Annotated in this window: 23 protein-coding genes; all 23 read left to right on the top strand. The window is 42.0% G+C overall.

The features are described from left to right. Positions 1-55: 55 nt before the first annotated feature. The 23 genes from rsmG to rpsA all read left to right on the top strand — a co-directional run bounded on the left by rsmG (position 56) and on the right by rpsA (position 18,967). Positions 56-688 carry a 16S rRNA (guanine(527)-N(7))-methyltransferase RsmG gene (rsmG, locus tag B9T26_RS12215; RefSeq protein WP_086199959.1) on the top strand — a complete coding sequence of 211 codons (633 nt, stop codon included), beginning with the start codon at positions 56-58 and terminating at the stop codon, positions 686-688. A gap of 24 nt (positions 689-712) precedes the next feature. After that, positions 713-1,495 (top strand): ParA family protein, encoded by a 783-nt coding sequence (locus B9T26_RS12220; protein WP_086199960.1) that lies wholly within the window; start codon positions 713-715, stop codon positions 1,493-1,495. Further along, a complete protein-coding gene (locus B9T26_RS12225) occupies positions 1,492-2,379 on the top strand; it encodes a ParB/RepB/Spo0J family partition protein (RefSeq protein WP_086199961.1) in 888 nt (295 codons plus the stop codon). The genes B9T26_RS12220 and B9T26_RS12225 overlap by 4 nt, the downstream gene beginning before the upstream one ends. A gap of 27 nt (positions 2,380-2,406) precedes the next feature. Further along, positions 2,407-3,045, top strand: coding sequence for a MotA/TolQ/ExbB proton channel family protein (locus tag B9T26_RS12230; protein WP_086199962.1), 639 nt, complete (start codon positions 2,407-2,409; stop codon positions 3,043-3,045). Between the two features lie 8 nt (positions 3,046-3,053). Continuing rightward, the gene (locus B9T26_RS12235) at positions 3,054-3,479 is read left to right on the top strand and encodes an ExbD/TolR family protein (RefSeq protein WP_086174973.1); all 426 of its coding nucleotides are present in this window, start codon (positions 3,054-3,056) and stop codon (positions 3,477-3,479) included. Then, positions 3,476-5,203 carry a lipid A export permease/ATP-binding protein MsbA gene (msbA, locus tag B9T26_RS12240; protein WP_086199963.1) on the top strand — a complete coding sequence of 576 codons (1,728 nt, stop codon included), beginning with the start codon at positions 3,476-3,478 and terminating at the stop codon, positions 5,201-5,203. The genes B9T26_RS12235 and msbA overlap by 4 nt, the downstream gene beginning before the upstream one ends. A 3-nt stretch (positions 5,204-5,206) precedes the next feature. Continuing rightward, positions 5,207-6,211, top strand: a complete 1,005-nt coding sequence (gene lpxK / locus B9T26_RS12245; protein ID WP_086199964.1) for a tetraacyldisaccharide 4'-kinase — start codon at positions 5,207-5,209, stop codon at positions 6,209-6,211. A 12-nt stretch (positions 6,212-6,223) separates the two neighbouring features. Further along, positions 6,224-6,985: a 3-deoxy-manno-octulosonate cytidylyltransferase gene (kdsB, locus tag B9T26_RS12250; protein WP_086199965.1), complete on the top strand. Its 762-nt coding sequence runs from the start codon at positions 6,224-6,226 to the stop codon at positions 6,983-6,985. A gap of 14 nt (positions 6,986-6,999) precedes the next feature. After that, positions 7,000-7,983 (top strand): DNA polymerase III subunit delta', encoded by a 984-nt coding sequence (locus B9T26_RS12255; protein WP_086199966.1) that lies wholly within the window; start codon positions 7,000-7,002, stop codon positions 7,981-7,983. A 20-nt stretch (positions 7,984-8,003) separates the two neighbouring features. After that, positions 8,004-8,345, top strand: a complete 342-nt coding sequence (locus B9T26_RS12260) for a PilZ domain-containing protein (RefSeq protein ID WP_086199967.1) — start codon at positions 8,004-8,006, stop codon at positions 8,343-8,345. Between the two features lie 26 nt (positions 8,346-8,371). Beyond that, positions 8,372-9,145 carry a TatD family hydrolase gene (locus tag B9T26_RS12265; protein WP_086199968.1) on the top strand — a complete coding sequence of 258 codons (774 nt, stop codon included), beginning with the start codon at positions 8,372-8,374 and terminating at the stop codon, positions 9,143-9,145. 45 nt (positions 9,146-9,190) lie between these two features. Beyond that, positions 9,191-9,805: a TetR/AcrR family transcriptional regulator gene (locus B9T26_RS12270; RefSeq protein WP_086199969.1), complete on the top strand. Its 615-nt coding sequence runs from the start codon at positions 9,191-9,193 to the stop codon at positions 9,803-9,805. A 9-nt stretch (positions 9,806-9,814) separates the two neighbouring features. Continuing rightward, the gene (locus B9T26_RS12275) at positions 9,815-10,375 is read left to right on the top strand and encodes a type II secretion system protein (protein WP_086199970.1); all 561 of its coding nucleotides are present in this window, start codon (positions 9,815-9,817) and stop codon (positions 10,373-10,375) included. 163 nt (positions 10,376-10,538) lie between these two features. Continuing rightward, the gene (gene gspI, locus B9T26_RS12280) at positions 10,539-10,958 is read left to right on the top strand and encodes a type II secretion system minor pseudopilin GspI (RefSeq protein ID WP_227518809.1); all 420 of its coding nucleotides are present in this window, start codon (positions 10,539-10,541) and stop codon (positions 10,956-10,958) included. 155 nt (positions 10,959-11,113) lie between these two features. Continuing rightward, positions 11,114-11,842 carry a type II secretion system protein GspJ gene (locus B9T26_RS12285; protein WP_227518810.1) on the top strand — a complete coding sequence of 243 codons (729 nt, stop codon included), beginning with the start codon at positions 11,114-11,116 and terminating at the stop codon, positions 11,840-11,842. A gap of 18 nt (positions 11,843-11,860) precedes the next feature. After that, entirely contained in the window at positions 11,861-12,808 is a 948-nt protein-coding gene (gspK, locus tag B9T26_RS12290) for a type II secretion system minor pseudopilin GspK (protein ID WP_086199972.1), read from the top strand. Positions 12,809-12,984: 176 nt separating this feature from the next. Beyond that, on the top strand, positions 12,985-13,581 hold the full coding sequence (locus B9T26_RS12295) for a 6-pyruvoyl trahydropterin synthase family protein (protein ID WP_086199973.1): 597 nt from the start codon (positions 12,985-12,987) through the stop codon (positions 13,579-13,581). Positions 13,582-13,629: 48 nt separating this feature from the next. Beyond that, entirely contained in the window at positions 13,630-14,343 is a 714-nt protein-coding gene (ung, locus tag B9T26_RS12300) for a uracil-DNA glycosylase (protein ID WP_086199974.1), read from the top strand. Then, positions 14,340-15,464 (top strand): enoyl-CoA hydratase/isomerase family protein, encoded by a 1,125-nt coding sequence (locus B9T26_RS12305; RefSeq protein WP_086199975.1) that lies wholly within the window; start codon positions 14,340-14,342, stop codon positions 15,462-15,464. Before ung ends, B9T26_RS12305 begins: the two co-directional genes overlap by 4 nt. A gap of 4 nt (positions 15,465-15,468) precedes the next feature. Then, complete coding sequence (gene tadA / locus B9T26_RS12310; protein ID WP_086199976.1) at positions 15,469-15,990, top strand: tRNA adenosine(34) deaminase TadA; 522 nt, start codon at positions 15,469-15,471, stop codon at positions 15,988-15,990. A 59-nt stretch (positions 15,991-16,049) separates the two neighbouring features. After that, positions 16,050-16,481 carry an SRPBCC family protein gene (locus B9T26_RS12315; protein WP_086199977.1) on the top strand — a complete coding sequence of 144 codons (432 nt, stop codon included), beginning with the start codon at positions 16,050-16,052 and terminating at the stop codon, positions 16,479-16,481. Between the two features lie 17 nt (positions 16,482-16,498). Further along, positions 16,499-17,182 (top strand): (d)CMP kinase, encoded by a 684-nt coding sequence (gene cmk / locus B9T26_RS12320; protein WP_086199978.1) that lies wholly within the window; start codon positions 16,499-16,501, stop codon positions 17,180-17,182. Positions 17,183-17,290: 108 nt separating this feature from the next. Beyond that, positions 17,291-18,967, top strand: a complete 1,677-nt coding sequence (gene rpsA, locus B9T26_RS12325; protein ID WP_086199979.1) for a 30S ribosomal protein S1 — start codon at positions 17,291-17,293, stop codon at positions 18,965-18,967. Positions 18,968-19,044 lie beyond the last annotated feature (77 nt).

A 19,044-nucleotide genomic window follows, 5' to 3' on the forward strand; every position in this document is an offset into this window, starting at 1 on the left:
GACTTGTTGTATAAATCGGTATACTTCCATTAACTTTTCGAGACGTTATTTGTATATGCATCAGTTTTTTAAAGAACTTAAGCAGGGTAGTCAGGCTTTGGGTTTGGAGCTTAGCGATGAGGCTTTAAATTTATTACTCAAATACCAGGATGCTTTGGTACTGTGGAATAAAGCATATAATTTGACAGCGATTCGTGATCCAAAAGAAATGCTGGTCAAGCATTTGCTGGATAGCTTGAGTATTTTGAAAGATTTACCTCAAGGTCGCCTGCTTGATATTGGGACTGGTGGAGGTATGCCAGGCATGATCATTGCATTATGTCAGCCTGAGCGTCAGTGTGTATTGCTCGATTCAAATGGCAAGAAAATTCGTTTCCTGAAACAGTTTATTGCCGATTTAAAACTAAAAAATGTGGTTGCGGTACAAACACGTGTTGAAAATGAAGAAAGCATTCAGGAACTGGGCCAGTTTGATGTGATCACCAGCCGGGCATTTGCCTCTTTAACCGATTTTGTCACTGCTTCTAAACCATTTATGCATGCGCAAAGTATTATTGCATCGATGAAAGGTTTAATTCCTGAAGATGAAGTGGATGCTTTAAAAGATCAATTCAGTTGTGAGATTATTGAACTTAAAGTTCCGCGTTTAGATGAACAACGTCACTTGCTTTTATTGAAACATATTTAATTTTTTCTAAGGATTGGGGTCACCATGGCACAAATTATTGCGATTGCGAACCAAAAAGGTGGCGTAGGTAAAACCACAACCGCAGTAAATTTGGCAGCATCGTTAGCTGTTTTGAAAAAGCGCGTTTTACTTGTGGATATGGATTCACAAGGCAATGCCACGATGGGGTCTGGTATCCAGAAAAATGATCTTTTGTATTCGGTCACTGATGTGTTATTGGGTGAAGTGCCTATTGAAACCGCCATTACCAAAGCAGAAGTGGGTTATAAAGTTCTTGGGGCTAACCGCGATTTGGCGGGTGTGGAACTTGCGATTGCCGAACAGGATGGTCGCGAATATATTTTACGTGAAGCATTGCAAGAAATTGAATCTTCTTTTGATTATATTATTGTAGATTGTGCACCTAGCTTGAGTTTGATTACGGTGAATGCCTTGGCAGCGGTGCAAGGTGTGCTTATTCCGATGCAATGTGAATATTATGCTCTGGAAGGTTTGGCTGATTTAACCCAGACGATTGACCGTATTCAGCAAGCCTTGAACCCGGATCTTCAAATCGTGGGTGTGTTACGCACCATGTATGATGCGCGTAATGCGTTAACCCGTGATGTTTCTGAAGAACTGGAACAATATTTTGGTAAAAAACTCTATGAAACGGTCATTCCGCGTAATGTACGTTTGGCTGAAGCACCTGCGCATGGTTTGCCGATTATCTATTTTGAAAAAAGCTCGAAGGGTGCGGTTGCCTATTTAAATCTGGCTGCTGAAATGTTAAAGAAAAGCAAAGTAAAAAAAGGAAGTAACGCATGACCACAAAAAAACGCGGACTAGCTAAGGGTCGTGGTTTGGATGCCTTGCTTGGGTCAATCCAGAAAGAAAAATTACAAATGGAAGCTCAAGCTTTAGATCATGGTCAGCTCAAACAGATAGATGTTCATTTATTAAAACGCGGTGAATATCAACCGCGCCGTTTTATTCATGAACAGGATCTTCAAGAACTTGCAGCATCGATTGAAAAGCATGGGGTGATGCAGCCGATTGTGATTCGTCCGATCGATGATGAAAAATATCCCTATGAAATTATTGCCGGTGAACGCCGTTGGCGCGCAGCCCAACTGGCGGGTTTAACTGAAGTTCCGGCAATTGTTCGTGACTTGAACGATCAGGTGGCGATTGCGCTGGCATTGATTGAAAACATTCAGCGTCAAGATTTGAACCCGATTGACCAGGCCATGGCATTGCAACGTTTCCATGAAGAATTTGGTTTAAGTCATCAGGAAATTGCCGATACCGTGGGCAAGGCTCGTACCACAGTCAGCAATTTATTGCGTTTGTTGACTCTGGCTGAATCGGTAAAAGACTTCATGCAGCAAGGTCTGCTGGATATGGGGCATGCCCGTGCAATTTTGACTTTAAAAGCCAAAGACCAGCTTAAAGTTGCAGAGCATGTGATTGAAAAAAGTTTATCTGTACGCCAAACCGAACAATTGGTGCGTGATTTAAATACGCCAAAACAAGAAAAACCAAAAGCGGAAGTTGCGCCAGATATTCAACAATTGACTCAGCGTTTGGCAGAGCGTTTTAGTGCAGATGTGAAAATTGATCATAATAAACAAGGCAAGGGTAAACTGGTTATTCAATATCACTCGCTTGATGAGTTAGATGGGATATTAAATATCTGTTTCGCAGAATAATATTTTTGTTTTTTATTGGGGAAAAACATGTGGGAATTAGTCAAGGCGGGTGGGTGGCTTATGCTGCCCCTGGTTTTATGTTCAATTTTTACCGTTGCAATCACGATTGAACGCTTTATTCGGTTAAAAAAAACCATGATTTTGCCTAAGACATTGTTGTTAAATCCAGCGCAAAATGCCGAAGCGGTCATGCAACAGTTGCAACAGAATCAAGCGCTACAAAGTACGACTTTGGGGCGCATTTTTATGGCGGGTTACCAAAGTAAAAATCACAATGAACAATTTGCCCGTGCGCAAATGGAAACCACTGCATCTCAAGAAATTGGTTATCTGGAAAAAAATATCAACTTCTTGGGCACACTCAGTGCTGTAGCACCATTATTGGGTTTGTTGGGTACTGTACTGGGGATTATCGAATCCTTTCTGGTGATTGATTTGGGTACCAATAGTAATCCTACTTTAATGATTCCAGGAATTTCCAAAGCCTTGATCACAACTGCAGCAGGGATGTTTATTGCGATTCCAGCACTGTTTGCCTATCGCTATTTTCAGCGTTTGGTACAAGAATATATTGCAGAACTTGAGCAGCAATCGACCTTATTTCATGCAGCACTTTTCTATCAAAATTCTACAGATGAAGAACAAGATATTAGAAAAGCGGGTTAAGGTGAAAAATGAAATTCAAACGCACACAAGTTGAAGATATTCACATTAACCTGACCCCCATGATCGACTGCTTGCTGTTTATCTTGGTGTTCTTGCTGTTATCAACCACATTCAACCAGTTTAGCCGCATGAATTTAACCTTGCCTGACGCGCAAGGCGTGCCACCTAAACAATATGATCATAAAATTGAAGTGGTAGTTGATGCTTCAGGGCATTATTCTATTAATGGACAATCGATTGCGACCAAGGATATTGCAGATTTAAGTACTGCAATTAAACAGATTTCCAATGATCGTCGTGATTTAATGTTTGTTATTGCTGCTGATGCCAAGGCAACGCATCAGGATGTGATTCGTGTAATGGATGTGGCAGGACAGTTAGGTTTTGTTAACGTCAATATTAGTACCAAAGTTCCGTCTAGAGGTTATGAGTGAAGCAAGATTTTAAAGTCTACCTGCGTCTTTTAGGATATCTGAAACCTTTTTGGGGTATAGCGATACTGGTTTTTATTGGTTTTGCGATCAGTGCTGCGACTGAAGTATCGATTGCGAAATTACTGGAAAAAATCATTACCGCAATTCAGCATAGAGACCAGAGCTTTACTTCTATATTTCCTTTCCTGGTTATTTTATTGATGTTTTTTCGCGGTTTAGGTTCCTTTATTGGGGGCTATTATACCGCAGTGATCTCCCGGAATTTAGTCTTTAATATTCGTCAGGAAGTTTTTGGCAAACTGCTTAAACTTCCATCGCAATATTATCTGGATAATACCAGTGGTCATATCACCGCTAAAATCATGTATAACGTGGAGCAATTAACCGCTGCTTCATCTGAATCGCTGAAAACCATTGTGCAACAAGGTCTGATCACCATTGGTTTGTTAGGGTATTTATTGTATAGCAACTGGCGACTTACCCTTATTATCCTCATTTTTGCTCCGTTAATGGGGTTGCTGGTTCGTAAAGCCTCAAAACGTATGCGTGAATTATCTATTCAGGTTCAGGATACCATGGGGGATGTTAACCATGTGGTGCAGGAAACGGTGAATGGTAATTTAATCGTTAAGGGTTTTGGTGGACAAGACTACGAGCAGGCTCGTTTTCGCAACAATTCGCTTGAAAATTTGCGTCGTGGTCTGAAAATGGTGGTGGTACAGCAGCTGAATAGTCCTGTGGTGCAATTCATTATGTCGCTGGCTATGGGGATTATCATCTGGATTGCGTTACGACCAGAAATCTTACGTGATACCAGTGCGGGTGAATTTGTTGCCTACATTACCGCAGCGGGTATGTTAAGCAAGCCGATTAAAGCTTTAACTGATGTGAATGAGAAATTACAACGCGGTATGGCGGCAGCACATTCAGTTTTTGAATTGCTGGATTTGCCGGAAGAGCAAAATACAGGTACTGTCACTCAGGTACTTAAAGGTAATATTCAATTCCAGAACGCCAATTTAATTTATGCAGATGGTCATCATGCGATTCATGATTTTAATCTGGATGTTAAGGCGGGTGAAACAATTGCATTGGTGGGGCGTTCAGGCGCAGGTAAAAGCTCTCTGGTCAATTTGCTGGTACGTTTTCAGGAACTGAGTTCAGGCAATATTTTTTTGGATCAGTATGCCATTCAAGAGCTGGACATTAATACTTTACGTACCCAAATTGCCATGGTGAACCAGCAGGTGGTGTTATTTAACCGCACTGTGCGTGAAAATATCGCTTATGGACAGCTGGAGAATGCATCGGAAGCGGAAATCATTGCAGCAGCAAAAGCAGCCTATGCGCATGACTTTATTATGGCTTTACCACAAGGTTATGATACGCAATTAGGCGCACAAGGTTTAAATCTTTCAGGTGGACAGCGCCAGCGTATTGCCATTGCCCGGGCTATTCTGAAAAATGCCCCAATCCTGATTCTGGATGAAGCCACCAGTGCACTCGATAATGAATCAGAATATTTTATCCAGAAAGCCTTTGATGCAGCCATGCAAGACCGTACCACCATTGTGATTGCACATCGTTTATCTACCATTGAAAATGCTGACCGTATTGTAGTGATGGATAAAGGTAGAATTGTGGAGCAAGGTAATCATGCAGAATTGATTGCCAAGCAGGGTGCTTATTATCAATTACATCAGCGTAATTTCGAGGAACATTGATTTATGTCAGTAGCACAATTGATTCAAGATGCTTGGAATAAACAGGCCAAGTGGTTGATTGTGCTTAGACCTTTGTCATGGATTTATCGTGGTGGTTTTTTACTGAATAAAAAACTCTACCAGCTGGGCATTAAAACCAGCTATCAATCTCCAATTCCGGTCATGGTGATTGGCAATATTACCGTTGGTGGCAGTGGTAAAACACCCCTGTTGATTCAACTGGTCAATTATCTGCAAACTCAAGATGTTCGCGTGGGTGTGATTAGTCGAGGTTATGGTGGAAAGGGACCATTTCCAGCTTATGTCGATCTGGAATCTGTACCCGAAATTGTTGGAGATGAACCCTGCCTGATTGTTCAGTCTACCGGTGTACCAATGGTGGTGGGTTCAAATCGGCAACAGAGCATTGAATATTTACTGTCCAAGCATGACCTGGATTTAATTATCAGTGATGATGGTTTGCAACACTGGGCTTTAGCACGACAAATTGAATGGATTGTGCTGGACCAGAATCGTGGTCTCGGCAATCAAAAGCTATTGCCTGAAGGATATTTACGTGAACTTCCAAGCCGATTAGCAACAGCAACTGTCATTGAGCATGCCAGTCAGCCAAATTCCGAACTGAATATGCATTTGGAAGTTGCAGCACCTTATTTGCTCAATGCAATGGATGAAAGAACCTTTAATCCAGCTGATAATTTTTATGCAGTGGTCGGTATTGGATTCCCACAGCGTTTTTATAGCACTTTAGACACCATGGGGATTCATCAATTCCAGTGTCATGAATTTCCAGATCACTATGATTATGAAATCACCGATCTGCAATTTGAAGATAGCAATCCTATTATTACTACTGAAAAAGATGCGGTTAAACTTCTGCCATTATTAAAGCAAAATCCTGATTTTAATCGCGAAATCTGGGTGGTTCCGGTTGAAGCCGTACTTTCACCAAAATGCTATGATGTGTTATATCAGCAATTACAGCAATTCGGTATTCAAATTTCTTAAGGTTCATCGTTTATGAAACATATTGTTATTCCAGCGCGTTTTGCCAGTTCCCGTTTGCCGGGGAAGCCGTTATTGGAAATTCATGGTCGTGCCATGATTTTACGTGTGGTTGATCAGGCTAAAAAAGTTGCTGGTTTTGATGATCTATGTGTAGCAACGGATGATGAGCGTATAGCAGAAGTGTGTCGAGCTGAAGGGGTGGATGTAGTGCTGACCAGTGCCGATCATCCCTCTGGCACCGACCGTTTAAGTGAAGTTGCACGCATTAAAGGCTGGGCAAGTGAAGACATTATTGTCAATGTGCAAGGGGATGAACCTTTGCTTCCGGCTCAATTGGTGCAACAGGTGGCGCAGCTTTTAGAGTCACAACCCGAATCATCGATGTCGACCTTATGTGAGCCGATTCATAGTCTGGAAGAGTTCCAGCGCGACAGTATTGTGAAAGTGGTGATGTCCAAATATAACCAGGCTTTGTATTTTAGCCGTGCGACCATTCCTTATGATCGTGATGGTGCCAAGCAAGCGGTTCATCAATTGCATCAACAGGCATACCGCCATTTGGGCTTATATGCTTATCGTGTGAATTTGTTGCAGGAATATGTGTCCTGGGATATGGGACTACTGGAAAAGCTGGAAAGCCTGGAACAGTTGCGTGTGCTGGAAAATGGGCATCGTATTGCGATTGCGGTTGCAGAAGCAAACTTGCCACCGGGTGTTGATACTCAGGAAGATCTCGATCGACTGAATCAAATGGATCTTTCTCATTTTGCTTAACAAGAGTTGAATACATGCCCTTTGATGTCAATGCACAGATTTATCCATGGCAGCAACAGGTTTGGGATACCTTGACAGGGCGCTTTCCCAAACTGGGTCATGGTCTGCTTTTCTATGGCAAAAAAGGCTGTGGTAAGGAAGCTTTTGCACAATATTTTTTGGCCTGGGTGTTGTGTGCTAACCGGGATGTAAATAATGTACCGTGTGGTGAATGTGGCAGCTGTTTGTGGTTAAAGTCAGATACCCATCCCAACTATGTCTATATCAGCACAGATGAAGACAATAAAAAGCAAAACGCCAAAATCAAGATTGAAAAAATCCGGGATTTATTGCCCTTTGTGCAGCAAACCGTGGATGGCTGGCGCGTTATTGTGATTGAGCCAGCAGAAGCTTTAAATATCGCATCTGCCAATGCCTTGCTTAAGACTCTGGAAGAGCCGGGCGATCGGGTAGTGATTATTTTATTGGCCGCTCATTATCTAAAACTTCCTGCCACGATTCGTAGCCGGTTACAACATTTTGCACTGGACCGTATTTCTGTGGCTCAAGCGGATAGCTATCTCTCAGAGCATTTGCCGGATCATGATGCTACGCAAAAACAGTTATTGATGAATTTATCCAATCAGATGCCATTGCAGGCCATGCAGCTGGCTGAAACTGAGTGGTTAAATAAAAGGCAAGAATTTTTAACGGACTGGCAAAAACTGGTCACACAAAAAAATATGCCGATGGCAATTGCGACCAAGTGGAATAAAGCACTGAGTTTTGGTGACTTTGCACAAATGTTTGAATACTTGTTGTCAGATTTAATTTGTGTCAAGCTCAATCAGCAAGTTAAAAACTCGGATCTGGATTTGAGTGGATTATCAGAACAATATACTTTGGAATTTTTATTTACGGTTTATTCTGATTTGCAGCAAGCTAAACAATATATTGAGCAAAATGTCCAAAGCAATTTAGTGCTTGATCAATTGTGTATAAAACTAATGAATATTTAAACATTTAAAAGGGGAATCAAATGCAACCACGTATGGGCGGTATTATTCAAGTCAATATCCCGGATAAAGAAACCTTGTATGCCAGTTATATGCCCTATGTTGTCGGTGGAGGATTGTTTATTCCGACCAAGCAACCGATCAAGCTGGGTGAAGAAGTCTTTGTACTGGCGACATTGCCTGAACAATCACAAAAAATTCCTTTAACCGGTAAAGTTATTTGGATATCGCAAAAGCAAAATGGCATCAAATTACAAGGCTTTGGTATGCAGTTGACCGGGGAAAAGGGTGTTTATTACAAATCAGAGGCTGAAAAGATACTTACAGGTATTAAGTCTGAAGGTCGAACTAGTTACACTATGTAGCTGTTTAATCGATTTAGGATCTCACCGTGTTTGTAGATACTCACTGCCATTTAACCTTGCTGGATTTAACGCCTTATGATGGCAATCTGGATCTGGCATTAGCTCAGGCGCGTGAAGCGGGTGTATCCAAATTCATGAGCATCTCGGTTGACCTGGATGATCATATCGAGCTGGCTAAAATTGCCTCACGCCATGCAGATGTTGGATACAGCGTCGGTGTTCATCCCTGTGAAGATCCTGTGACCATGGCACGTGCAACCACAGATTATCTGATTGAACTGGCGCAGCCTGAAAAAGTTTGGGCCATTGGTGAAACAGGACTGGATTATTTTCACAGTACTGATTTTATTACAGAACAAAAACAATGTTTTGCCCGCCATATTCACGCTTCTCAGGCAGTAAAAAAACCGGTTGTGGTACATACCCGCGCAGCGAAACATGATACGGTCGATATCATCCGGGCTGAAAAATCGACCCATGGTATTTTGCATTGCTTTACTGAAGATTGGGAAACGGCTAAAGCTGTACTGGACTGTGGTTATTATGTGTCATTTTCCGGGATTGTTTCTTTTAAAAATGCACAAGATTTGCGTGATGTGGCCAAGCAGGTTCCACTTGATCGGGTGTTGATTGAAACTGACAGCCCTTATCTGGCACCGGTGCCGTATAGAGGAAAGTCTAATGAACCAAAATACGTTCCCTATGTAGCCAAAGCCTTAAGTGATGTATATGATAAGTCCGTTGAGGAAATTGCTTTCATTACAATGCAGAACTTTGAAAACCTCCTTAATTTAAAGTAAATCATTTAAATTGATATAAGCGCAGAAGAGAATTACAGAGTGAAGATGGATCGTCAGGCTCAGTTTCGAGCAAGAGAAGCGTTAATTTTTCAGGTTGCAGAGCAACTGCTGTTAGAAAATGGCGAATCAGGGATGACGCTAGATGCGTTGGCAGCAGAACTCGATCTGGCGAAGGGAACTCTATATAAACATTTCCAAAGTAAGGATGAGCTTTACATGTTGCTCATTATTCGTAATGAGAACATGTTGCTCGAGATGATTAAAGATGCCGAGAAAGCCTTCCCGGAGCATTTGGCTTTCTTTATGCTGCACCATCTACATCATCCTGAGCGCACAGTACTGTTCCACCAAATTGAAGAACGTCTTTCTACCACTGGTATAGGAATCAATCTTTTATTTAGCGAACTCTATCAGGTCAGAAAACAGCGTTTGCGCATTATTATCCGTATGACTGAAAGCTATTTGGAAAGTATTCAAAGTGGCATGTCTACACGCGATTATCTGGCATCTATTTGGGCCCTAACGCATGGCGCTGCAGCTATTCTGAATTCCAGTTTTTACCAGCGCTATTTAGGTTCACGTGACACATTACGCGTAGCTTATATTGATCAGGCCTTGGCAATGCCCAAGCAGGTCAGTTCTGCGGAACAGTTTACTTAAAGGTATGCCATGAAACCAATCCGATCATTTTCAATTCGTGGTTTTACTTTGATCGAGTTGATGGTGGTTATCGTGATTATGGCAATCATGGCATCTTTAATTCTGACCAATATTAACGGAGTAGACCAGCGTAAAGCGATGCAGGCACGGGAAGTGTTTATGATGGATTTACACAGGATTAACCGTGAAGCCAATGATCAGGCACGGATTTTTGCCCTGGATGTACACAGTGCCACAGATGTATCGCCGTTTCATTATGGGGTAATGGAATATTTAATCCCATCCTTGCAAAATAAACAAAATGCTACTTTGACTGAAAATAAAAAATGGCAGAAGTATTCAGAATTTCCCGAGCGAACTTTGCCTGAGCATGTTTCATTCAGTATTACTGCCCTCGATCATCGCCATGAAAATGCCAATAATGACGATTTGCTGAATTCCAATGCACCTAAATTGGTATGGCTGGGCAATGGCGAGGCCAAACCGGTACGGATTCAGTTTTATTTCGAGCAGCGTCCGATTGGTGAAGAAATCGAGATTGATCATCTGGGTAAAATTAATGAAAGCTAAATACTCAAAGCGTCACTGCACCTCAGATACAGCTTTCGGACTTTCTTGCGCGACAATGCCGCTCAGGTCGAGTGTTACTCGACTTAATCGTGTGCACTCCGAACATAGTTCGTCATCTTGCGCTCGGACGAAACGTTGTTTCGCTTATCCTCACACCTCAAGCATAGCTCTCGGTCTTGCGGCACGGTCGAGTGTTACTCGACTTAATCGTGCCTCAGGATTTACGCTATTGGAAGTCATGGTGGCTTTGGCGATTTTCGCCACTGCTGCAATTGCTTTCACCAAAGTGGCTATGCAATATACTCAAGCAACCTCGAATGCCATTTTAAGAACCAAAGCGCAATTCGTGGCTTTGAACGAAGTGGCGATGATGGAAATTAATCAGGAATGGCTGCAAGGAACCCAATCCAAACAGGTCGCCCAGCAAGGTGAAAACTGGCAAATTGATAAAGCCGCACAATCTACAATTAGTCCCAATGTGCAACGTATAGAAGTACAGGTCAGTTTATTTAATCCTGACACGGGCAAAGTTGAGTCAGGCATTACTCATCTGGTTTTCTTTAACCATAAGGCTAAAGTTTGATACGAATGAAAAATAAAAAAAATCAAATGCTACACTCACAGCATAGCGGTTCGTCTTGCGCTCAGACAAATTGTTGTGTTGTTAATCCTGACTCCTTAAGCACAGCTTTCGGACTTTCTTGTGCGACAAAACCGCTCAGGTCAAGCAACACTCGAATTAATCGTGCCCACTCCGAACACAGTTCTTGCTCTTGCGCTCGGACGAAACGTTGTTTCGTTAATCCTCGCTCAGGATTTACCCTGGTTGAATTATTGGTTGCGATTGCTATATTTAGTGTGCTTTCGGCATTGGGCTGGAAAGTATTTGATTACATGGTTAAAGTCAAAGATCGTAATGCTGAACACGAAATTAGTTTGGGGCAGCTGCAAGAGGCTTATCAGCAAATTCTGCGCGATACCGTTCAGATTGTGCCGCTCAATGCCAATATCAATAACGATATTCAGCCTGCTTTGGTCTTGCAAAATGGTCGTTTTAATTTTAGCAAGACAGGGGTGACGGATCCCTTGAATCAGGGGGTATCTCCAGATGAGCGGGTTGAATATCAATATCGTGCCGATGAGAAAAAACTCTATCGCTTAAAATACCGTAATCTGAACAGTACCGGGCGGGATCAGCCGGAATCCAGTGTGTTGTTAAATAATGTCGACCAGTTTGAGATTGTGGTATTAAATCCGAGTGAACTCAATGCGTGGCCAGAGGGTCAGGTAGATTTAAATGATGCCATGCAAAAACAGATCTTGCCTAAAGGCATTAAAATCAAATTGACCGTAAAAGATGTGGCTTATGAGTGGGTTTTTAGTTTATTAAACACTGATTATTTAAAACAGCAAAATAGCAATCCGAATAACAATGCAAATAGCAATACAAATAACTCTACATCATAGGGCTTGACTCAATTGAACATGAAGCCGCAACAAGGCATTGCCTTAATCACAATTTTGGTCATGGTGGCATTGGCGACCATCCTTGCTGCGACTATTGCCAAAAGACAGGCCAATACCGCGGAAAACACGGCATATTTGATGCGTCAAAACCAGTCACTATTATATGCCAAAAGTGCAGAAGCGTTTTTTTCAGAACTGTTGATTGATGATGCGGAGAATGCTGGCGATATTGATCATTTACAGGAAAACTGGGCCAAACCGATGCCGGCTTTCCCGGTAGAGGATGGTTTGGTAGCGGGCACTTTAGCGGATGAATCAGGAAAATTTAATTTAAACAGTTTGGTGAATGCAGATGGAACGCCGAATCCTCAGGCAAAAGCCTGGTTTGAAAAACTGTTGCTGCGTGTTGGATTGCCGGAAAAGTTGAGTGAAGCTGTCATAGACTGGCAAGATGCTGATAACGAAACCATTGGTTCAATGGGTGCTGAAGCAAGCTATTATCAGGGCATGCCACAAGGTTATTTACCGGCTAACAATAAATTCCATAGTGTAGAAGAACTGAAACTGGTGCGCGGCTTTGAAGGACAAAAATATCTGCAAATTGCCGATTATGTCAGTGTAGTTCCAGACCTGGATACAAAGGTGAATATCAATACAGCACCAGCGATGCTACTGGCAAGTCTTGATCCCAAGCTGGATCTCAAGGCGGTGCAACAGGTTTTACAACAGCGCCAAGCCAATTTAGAACATTTTTCCAGTGTGAATGATCTTTGGTCAATTGAGCCTTTTAACCAGGTCAGTGCCGATGTAAGAAGTGAAGTCAGCAATCTGTTGGGGGTGAAATCTGCGTATTTTAATGCCAAAATTGAAGTGCTGCTCAGTGGGCGTAAACGCCAGTTCAGTAGTGCTTTGGTGCGCAAGGATAAGCACGTTTATGTGGCATCTCGCAGTATGGCACCGTTTTAATCAAATAAAACAAGCCACTTCAAAAATTTATATCTCCACTTCCATTGAGCTGCATCCATTTCACCAATGGTGTTGAACAGTAAAATTCATGCACAGACTTTCAGTTTTACTTTATAACTTTTACTTTTGCTTTATAATCGAGATTAATTCACAAATTTTTGATTGCATCACGGCACATGTTAATTCGTAAGTTATTTAAGTTTGAAAATGCTCATATTGTGCGGAATTGCACATCGGACCGCTGTAAGCGTTCGATTCATGGCCATAGCTATAAAGTTGAATTGTTGCTTAAGGCTTCGAAGCTTGATCATGGGCAAATGGTGTATGACTTCGGATTATTAAAAGGTGTAATCAAAGATATTTTTGACAGTTTCGATCATGCCATTTGCTTTTGGCAGCATGATGATGCTGAATATATTGCCGCTTGCAAGAAATTTAGTGCGCGCTGGGTATCTTTACCTGTTTCTCCATCCGCAGAGCAATTTTCACGTATTTTCTTCTACTTGGCACAGCAAGTGCTTGCGTCTACTGAAACCCAAAACGGGGAAGGTGATGTAGAAGTCTATTCCGTGATTGTGCATGAAACCGATACAGGCTATGCACAAAGCTTTATTGAAGATATTGAAAACGAGCAAATGGGTATGCTAAGTCTGAACAATATTGTGTTTTCTGAACAGGTTCAAGCGGAATGGGCTGATCCGGCGATGTATGAAAAACTACAACAAGGCATTAAATTCCAAAACCCAACGGTTGATCTTCAAGTACAAATTTGAAGATGGCGAAAGATTTGGGTCTGGTAAATAAAAACTTAGGAAGTAGATATGTCTTTAACGGAACAACAGCAAGCTAAACTAGACAAAATCCAGTTAGATGCGAGTTGGAAAAGTGCCTTGAGCGATTTTTTGCTCAGCACTAAAATGGATGATTTAAAACAGTTTCTAGTGACTGAAATACAGGCGGATAAAGTCATCTATCCACCAAATCCACTCATTTTTAATGCCTTAAATACAACTCCTTTGAACCATGTTAAAGTCGTTATTCTTGGTCAGGATCCTTATCATGGTCCCAATCAGGCACATGGCTTAAGTTTTTCAGTGCAAAAAGGGGTTGCGTTACCTCCATCTTTACGTAATATTTTTCATGAATTAAATACCGATCTTGGTATTCCTGTTTCTAAACATGGTGATTTGACCCGTTGGGCTGAACAAGGTGTGTTATTGCTCAATGCGGTTTTGACTGTTGAGGCAGGACAGCCGACATCCCATCAGAAGCGTGGTTGGGAAGATTTTACCGATCACATCATTGACGTTTTAAACGAGCAATGTGAGCATATTGTGTTTATCCTTTGGGGAGCTTATGCGCAACGTAAAGGACAACGCATCGATCAAAATAAACATCTGGTATTGAAAGCTGCGCATCCTTCTCCTTTGTCAGCAAACCGTGGTGGTTTTTTTGGTTGTAAAGTATTTTCTAAAGCAAATAATTATCTGAAACAAAATGGCATTGAGCCGATCAATTGGCAGCTGGACGCATGACACAATCTCCTGAACTAAAAAATTATCATCCCGATCTTATTGTAGAAGAAGCAAAGAATGGCTGGCGCATTGTTCGCCTGAACCGTCCGAAATCTCTGCATGCCTTGGATGAATCCATCGTTACCGCACTTTTGCAAGTATTCCAAGATTTTCATTATGATGAAGCGGTAAAGGCAATTTGGCTGGATTCCACTACACCAAAAGCATTCTGTGCCGGTGGTGATGTACGCAAACTTCGTCAGTTGGTCATTAATGATGAAGTTGAAACGGCAAATAAATTCTTTGAGCAGGAATATGCGCTGGATTTATTGTTGCATAACTATGCCAAACCTGTGCTGGTTTGGGGTGAAGGTTATGTTATGGGTGGTGGTCTGGGCTTGTTCATGGCGGCGCCTTTCCGTCTGGTCACGCCTTATTCACGTTTGGCGATGCCTGAAATTAATATCGGTTTGTATCCCGACGTGGGCGCGACACGTTTTCTGGCCGATCGTGGTGCCATTGGTTTGTTTACCGGCTTAACTGGCTCGATTATGACTGCAGCGGGTGCCTATGGAATTGGCTGGGCCACTCATATTTGCGATGCACAGCGTGACAATGTGCTGGATAAAGTGCTGAATATTGATTGGGGACATTATCCTGCAGGTGATTTTCGTGCCATTGATGACACTTTAAACAGTATGCACCGTCCGGTAGGTCCGGGTCCCTTGCAAAATTCACTCGATGTGATTCACAGTGTTTGCCGTGGAGTGAACTTTGAACATGACTATGAATCTATTATTGGCCTCAGTGATGCACGCAGTGACTGGCTGCGTCAAGCGAGTGAAAATCTGCAAAAAGGCTCGCCTGCGACTGCTGCTATTACCTGGTTGTTATGGCAATGGGGTAAGCGAGTTCATTCCTGGAACGAAGTTTTTGAACTGGAAACACAAATTTCCAACTGGAAGATTCGTCATCCAGATTTTGTAGAAGGTGTGCGGGCACGTTTGGTGGATAAAGATTTATCGCCAGAATGGAAAAAGGGCAGTGATTTCTCTTTAAAAGCCATTTTGTCTGATTACCCGCCAATAACCACTATCCAAAGCTGGAATGATTTATTGAAGCATTACGGAGTCATCAGCTAAGCTTATGACTGATGCTACACAACTGACTGATGAGTACTGGATGCAGTTTGCTTATGAGCAAGCTGCTATTGCAGCATCAAAACAAGAGATTCCTGTGGGTGCAGTGATCGTCAGTCAAAATCAGATTATTGGTGCAGGCTATAATGCGCCAATTTCTTTGAATGATCCGACTGCGCATGCTGAAGTACAGGCATTGCGTCAGGCTTGTACTTATCTGAATAATTACCGTCTTCCTGAAGATTCAGTTCTGTATGTGACTTTAGAACCTTGTACCATGTGTGTCGGAGCTTTGATTCATGCACGAGTATCCAGGGTGGTGTTTGGAACAACTGAGCCGAAAGCAGGTTCACTGGTCAGTGCGCGTAAATTATTGCAAACCGGATATTATAACCATCAGTTTGATTTTGTCGCTGGATGTCTGGATGAACAGTGTTCCCAACAACTCAGTGATTTTTTTAAGATGCGGCGTGAGCAAAAAAGATTGCAGAAGTTACAAGAAAAATCTCTAAATGATCAGAATCCTTAATTCAAACCATGTAAACTATAATGACAATATGTATTGTCAATAAAAAATCAGGATAAGTCATGAATTCCATTCAAGTAAAAAAAGAATTTAACGCACCCATCGATCAGGTATTTGATTTGTTATCCAAGCATGCTACCTACAATGTAGCATTTGCACCGATTCAGGTTGAGCGAATTAAAGACTCCAGTGATCCTGAGCGTCCAGATGGGGTAGGTTCGGTGCGCCGTATGGGCTTTGGTCCAATCAAGCCTTTACAGGAACAAATTACTTTGCTGGAACAGAATCAGCGTATCGAGTACCAGATTGTGAAGAATCCTCTGGTAAAACACCATTTGGGGATTATTGAGTTTGAAGCAAAGGCTGAGGATAAAACTTTGGTGACTTATACCATTGAATTACAGGCGCGTGCTCCTTTTATCAGTAAATTAATCCTTGCACAGCTTAAATCTGCGATTAAACTAGGTTTTTCAAAATTAGCTAAAACTGTATAGCGTAAAATGGAACATTAATGACAGTTCAAATTATTACCATAGATGGACCAAGTGGTTCTGGAAAAGGCACACTTGCCGCTAAACTGGCAGCATATTATCAATTTCATTTGCTCGATTCTGGTGCTTTATATCGTCTGTTGGGGCTGTCATTACATCAGCAGGATTTACTGGATGCTTTAGATTCGTCGCTTGAGTTATGCATTAAAATTGCAACAAATTTAGACATAAAATTTGTTACAACTCAGGCCGGTACGCAGGTTCAACTGGACGGTGAAGATGTGACTCAAACCATCCGTACTGAACGCGTTGGTGAATTTGCCTCAAAAGTCGCTGCAATTCCTGAGCTTAGAACTGCACTTTTAGAGCGTCAGCGCGCATTTGCACAAGCACCTGGGCTAGTTGCCGATGGTCGAGATATGGCCACTTCTATTTTTCCGGAAGCCCAAGCCAAGATTTACCTGACTGCATCGGCTGAATCCCGAGCGGAGCGACGAGTAAAGCAGTTGCAGGGTATGGGGCTAGATGTTAAAATAAACGACATTTTAGCTAATATACAAGCTCGAGACAAACGTGATATGGAGCGCACAGTCGCACCACTCAAGCCAGCAGCAGATGCATACATTATCGATAGTTCCGCATTGGGCATCGATGAAGTATTCAAGTTGATGACCAGTTTTGTTGACCAGCAATTAGCAAATTAAAGAATTTTTCAGCGAAAGCATAGCTTGATCAGTTTATTACGGACTATGTGGAAGCTTAATTAAACCGGCCTTGTCTGATCCAAGACCGCTGACTTTATCAGGTATATCATGACCGAATCTTTTGCAGCCCTCTTTGAAGAAAGCGAATTAAACCTCAACGTTGAAAAGGGTGCTGTCATCCAAGGCGTTGTAGTAAACATCGATTCTGACTGGGTAACAGTTGACACTGGCCTTAAATCAGAAGGTATCGTTGACCGCGCTGAATTCTTAAACGACCAACGTGAACTTGAAGTTCAAGTTGGCGATACTGTTGATGTTGTTGTTGAAGCTCTTGACAACGGTATGGGTCAAACAGTTTTATCACGTGAAAAAGCTAAACGTGCTGAAACTTGGACTAAACTTGAAAAAATCTTTGAAGACGGCGAAATCGTTACTGGTGTTATCTCTGGTAAAGTTAAAGGCGGTTTCACTGTTGACATCGGTCCAGTTCGTGCGTTCTTGCCAGGTTCTTTAGTTGATACTCGTCCTATTCGTGATACTACTCACTTAGAAGGTAAAGAGTTAGAATTTAAAGTAATCAAACTTGATGCTAAACGTAACAACGTTGTTGTATCTCGTCGTGCTGTTATGGAAGCTGAATCTTCAGCTGACCGTGAAGCTCTTCTTGCTCAGCTTGAAGAAGGTCAAACAGTTACAGGTACTATCAAGAACCTTACTGATTACGGCGCATTCGTTGACCTTGGCGGTATCGATGGTCTTCTTCACATCACTGACATGGCTTGGAAACGTATCAAGCATCCTTCAGAAGTTGTTGAAGTTGGCCAAGAAGTTACTGTTAAAGTACTTAAATTCGACCGCGAACGTAACCGCGTATCTTTAGGCCTTAAACAATTAGGCGAAGATCCATGGTTAGCGATCATGAACCGTTACCCTAAAGGTTCTATCGTTAAAGCTCGCGTAACTAACCTTACTGACTACGGTTGTTTCGCTGAAATCGCTGAAGGCGTTGAAGGTTTAGTACACGTTTCAGAAATGGACCACACTAACAAAAACATCCACCCATCTAAAGTTGTTCAGATTGGTGACGAAGTTGATGTTATGGTTCTTGAAGTGGACGAAGAACGTCGTCGTATTTCTTTGGGTATCAAACAAACTCGTGCTAACCCATGGGAAGAGTTTGCTAAAGACCACGACAAAGGCGAAAAAGTTTCAGGTACTATCAAATCAATCACTGATTTCGGTATCTTCATCGGTTTACCAGGTGGTATCGATGGTCTAGTTCACTTGTCTGACATCTCTTGGAACGAACAAGGCGAAGAAGCTATCCGTCGTTACAAGAAAGGTGACACTGTTGAAGCGGTTATCTTGTCTGTAGACGCTGAAGGCAACCGTATCAGCCTTGGTATCAAACAAATGAACAGCGATCCGTTCAACGATTTCTTAGCTACTAACGAACGCGGTGCGCTTGTTAAAGGTACTGTAACTGCAGTTGATGCTAAAGGCGCTACTGTTAAGTTAGCTGACGAAGTAGAAGCTTCTTTGAAAGCATCTGAAATCAACCGCGACCGCGTTGAAGATGCAACTAAGTTCCTTGAAGTTGGTCAAGAAGTTGAAGCTAAAATCATCAATGTAGACCGTAAATCTCGCTCTATCAACTTGTCAATCAAAGCGAAAGACGAAGCTGAAGAGAAAGAAGCAGTTGCTAACTTACGTCAAGCAACTACTGGTCAAGACAATGGTCCTAAGACTATTGGTGATTTGATCAAAGCTCAAATGGGCAACTAAGTAGGCGTTAAAATGTATTGTTAATGTAAATTAACTAATACTTTTTACACAAATACTGTAAACGGTAGCGTAGTATT

The organism is Acinetobacter sp. ANC 4169, from assembly GCF_002135355.1.
GTDB lineage: Bacteria > Pseudomonadota > Gammaproteobacteria > Pseudomonadales > Moraxellaceae > Acinetobacter.

Excerpts from the sequence above, each read along its gene's own strand:
- B9T26_RS12315 (WP_086199977.1), top strand. The coding sequence starts at position 16,050 with ATGAATTCCATTCAAGTAAAAAAAGAATTTAACGCACCCATCGATCAG.
- B9T26_RS12225 (WP_086199961.1), top strand. The coding sequence starts at position 1,492 with ATGACCACAAAAAAACGCGGACTAGCTAAGGGTCGTGGTTTGGATGCC.
- tadA (WP_086199976.1), top strand. The coding sequence starts at position 15,469 with ATGACTGATGCTACACAACTGACTGATGAGTACTGGATGCAGTTTGCT.
- B9T26_RS12255 (WP_086199966.1), top strand. The coding sequence starts at position 7,000 with ATGCCCTTTGATGTCAATGCACAGATTTATCCATGGCAGCAACAGGTT.
- rpsA (WP_086199979.1), top strand. The coding sequence starts at position 17,291 with ATGACCGAATCTTTTGCAGCCCTCTTTGAAGAAAGCGAATTAAACCTC.
- B9T26_RS12295 (WP_086199973.1), top strand. The coding sequence starts at position 12,985 with ATGTTAATTCGTAAGTTATTTAAGTTTGAAAATGCTCATATTGTGCGG.
- B9T26_RS12275 (WP_086199970.1), top strand. The coding sequence starts at position 9,815 with ATGAAACCAATCCGATCATTTTCAATTCGTGGTTTTACTTTGATCGAG.
- B9T26_RS12305 (WP_086199975.1), top strand. The coding sequence starts at position 14,340 with ATGACACAATCTCCTGAACTAAAAAATTATCATCCCGATCTTATTGTA.
- B9T26_RS12230 (WP_086199962.1), top strand. The coding sequence starts at position 2,407 with ATGTGGGAATTAGTCAAGGCGGGTGGGTGGCTTATGCTGCCCCTGGTT.
- ung (WP_086199974.1), top strand. The coding sequence starts at position 13,630 with ATGTCTTTAACGGAACAACAGCAAGCTAAACTAGACAAAATCCAGTTA.
- kdsB (WP_086199965.1), top strand. The coding sequence starts at position 6,224 with ATGAAACATATTGTTATTCCAGCGCGTTTTGCCAGTTCCCGTTTGCCG.
- cmk (WP_086199978.1), top strand. The coding sequence starts at position 16,499 with ATGACAGTTCAAATTATTACCATAGATGGACCAAGTGGTTCTGGAAAA.
- B9T26_RS12270 (WP_086199969.1), top strand. The coding sequence starts at position 9,191 with ATGGATCGTCAGGCTCAGTTTCGAGCAAGAGAAGCGTTAATTTTTCAG.
- B9T26_RS12260 (WP_086199967.1), top strand. The coding sequence starts at position 8,004 with ATGCAACCACGTATGGGCGGTATTATTCAAGTCAATATCCCGGATAAA.
- B9T26_RS12235 (WP_086174973.1), top strand. The coding sequence starts at position 3,054 with ATGAAATTCAAACGCACACAAGTTGAAGATATTCACATTAACCTGACC.
- rsmG (WP_086199959.1), top strand. The coding sequence starts at position 56 with ATGCATCAGTTTTTTAAAGAACTTAAGCAGGGTAGTCAGGCTTTGGGT.
- lpxK (WP_086199964.1), top strand. The coding sequence starts at position 5,207 with ATGTCAGTAGCACAATTGATTCAAGATGCTTGGAATAAACAGGCCAAG.
- B9T26_RS12220 (WP_086199960.1), top strand. The coding sequence starts at position 713 with ATGGCACAAATTATTGCGATTGCGAACCAAAAAGGTGGCGTAGGTAAA.
- gspK (WP_086199972.1), top strand. The coding sequence starts at position 11,861 with ATGAAGCCGCAACAAGGCATTGCCTTAATCACAATTTTGGTCATGGTG.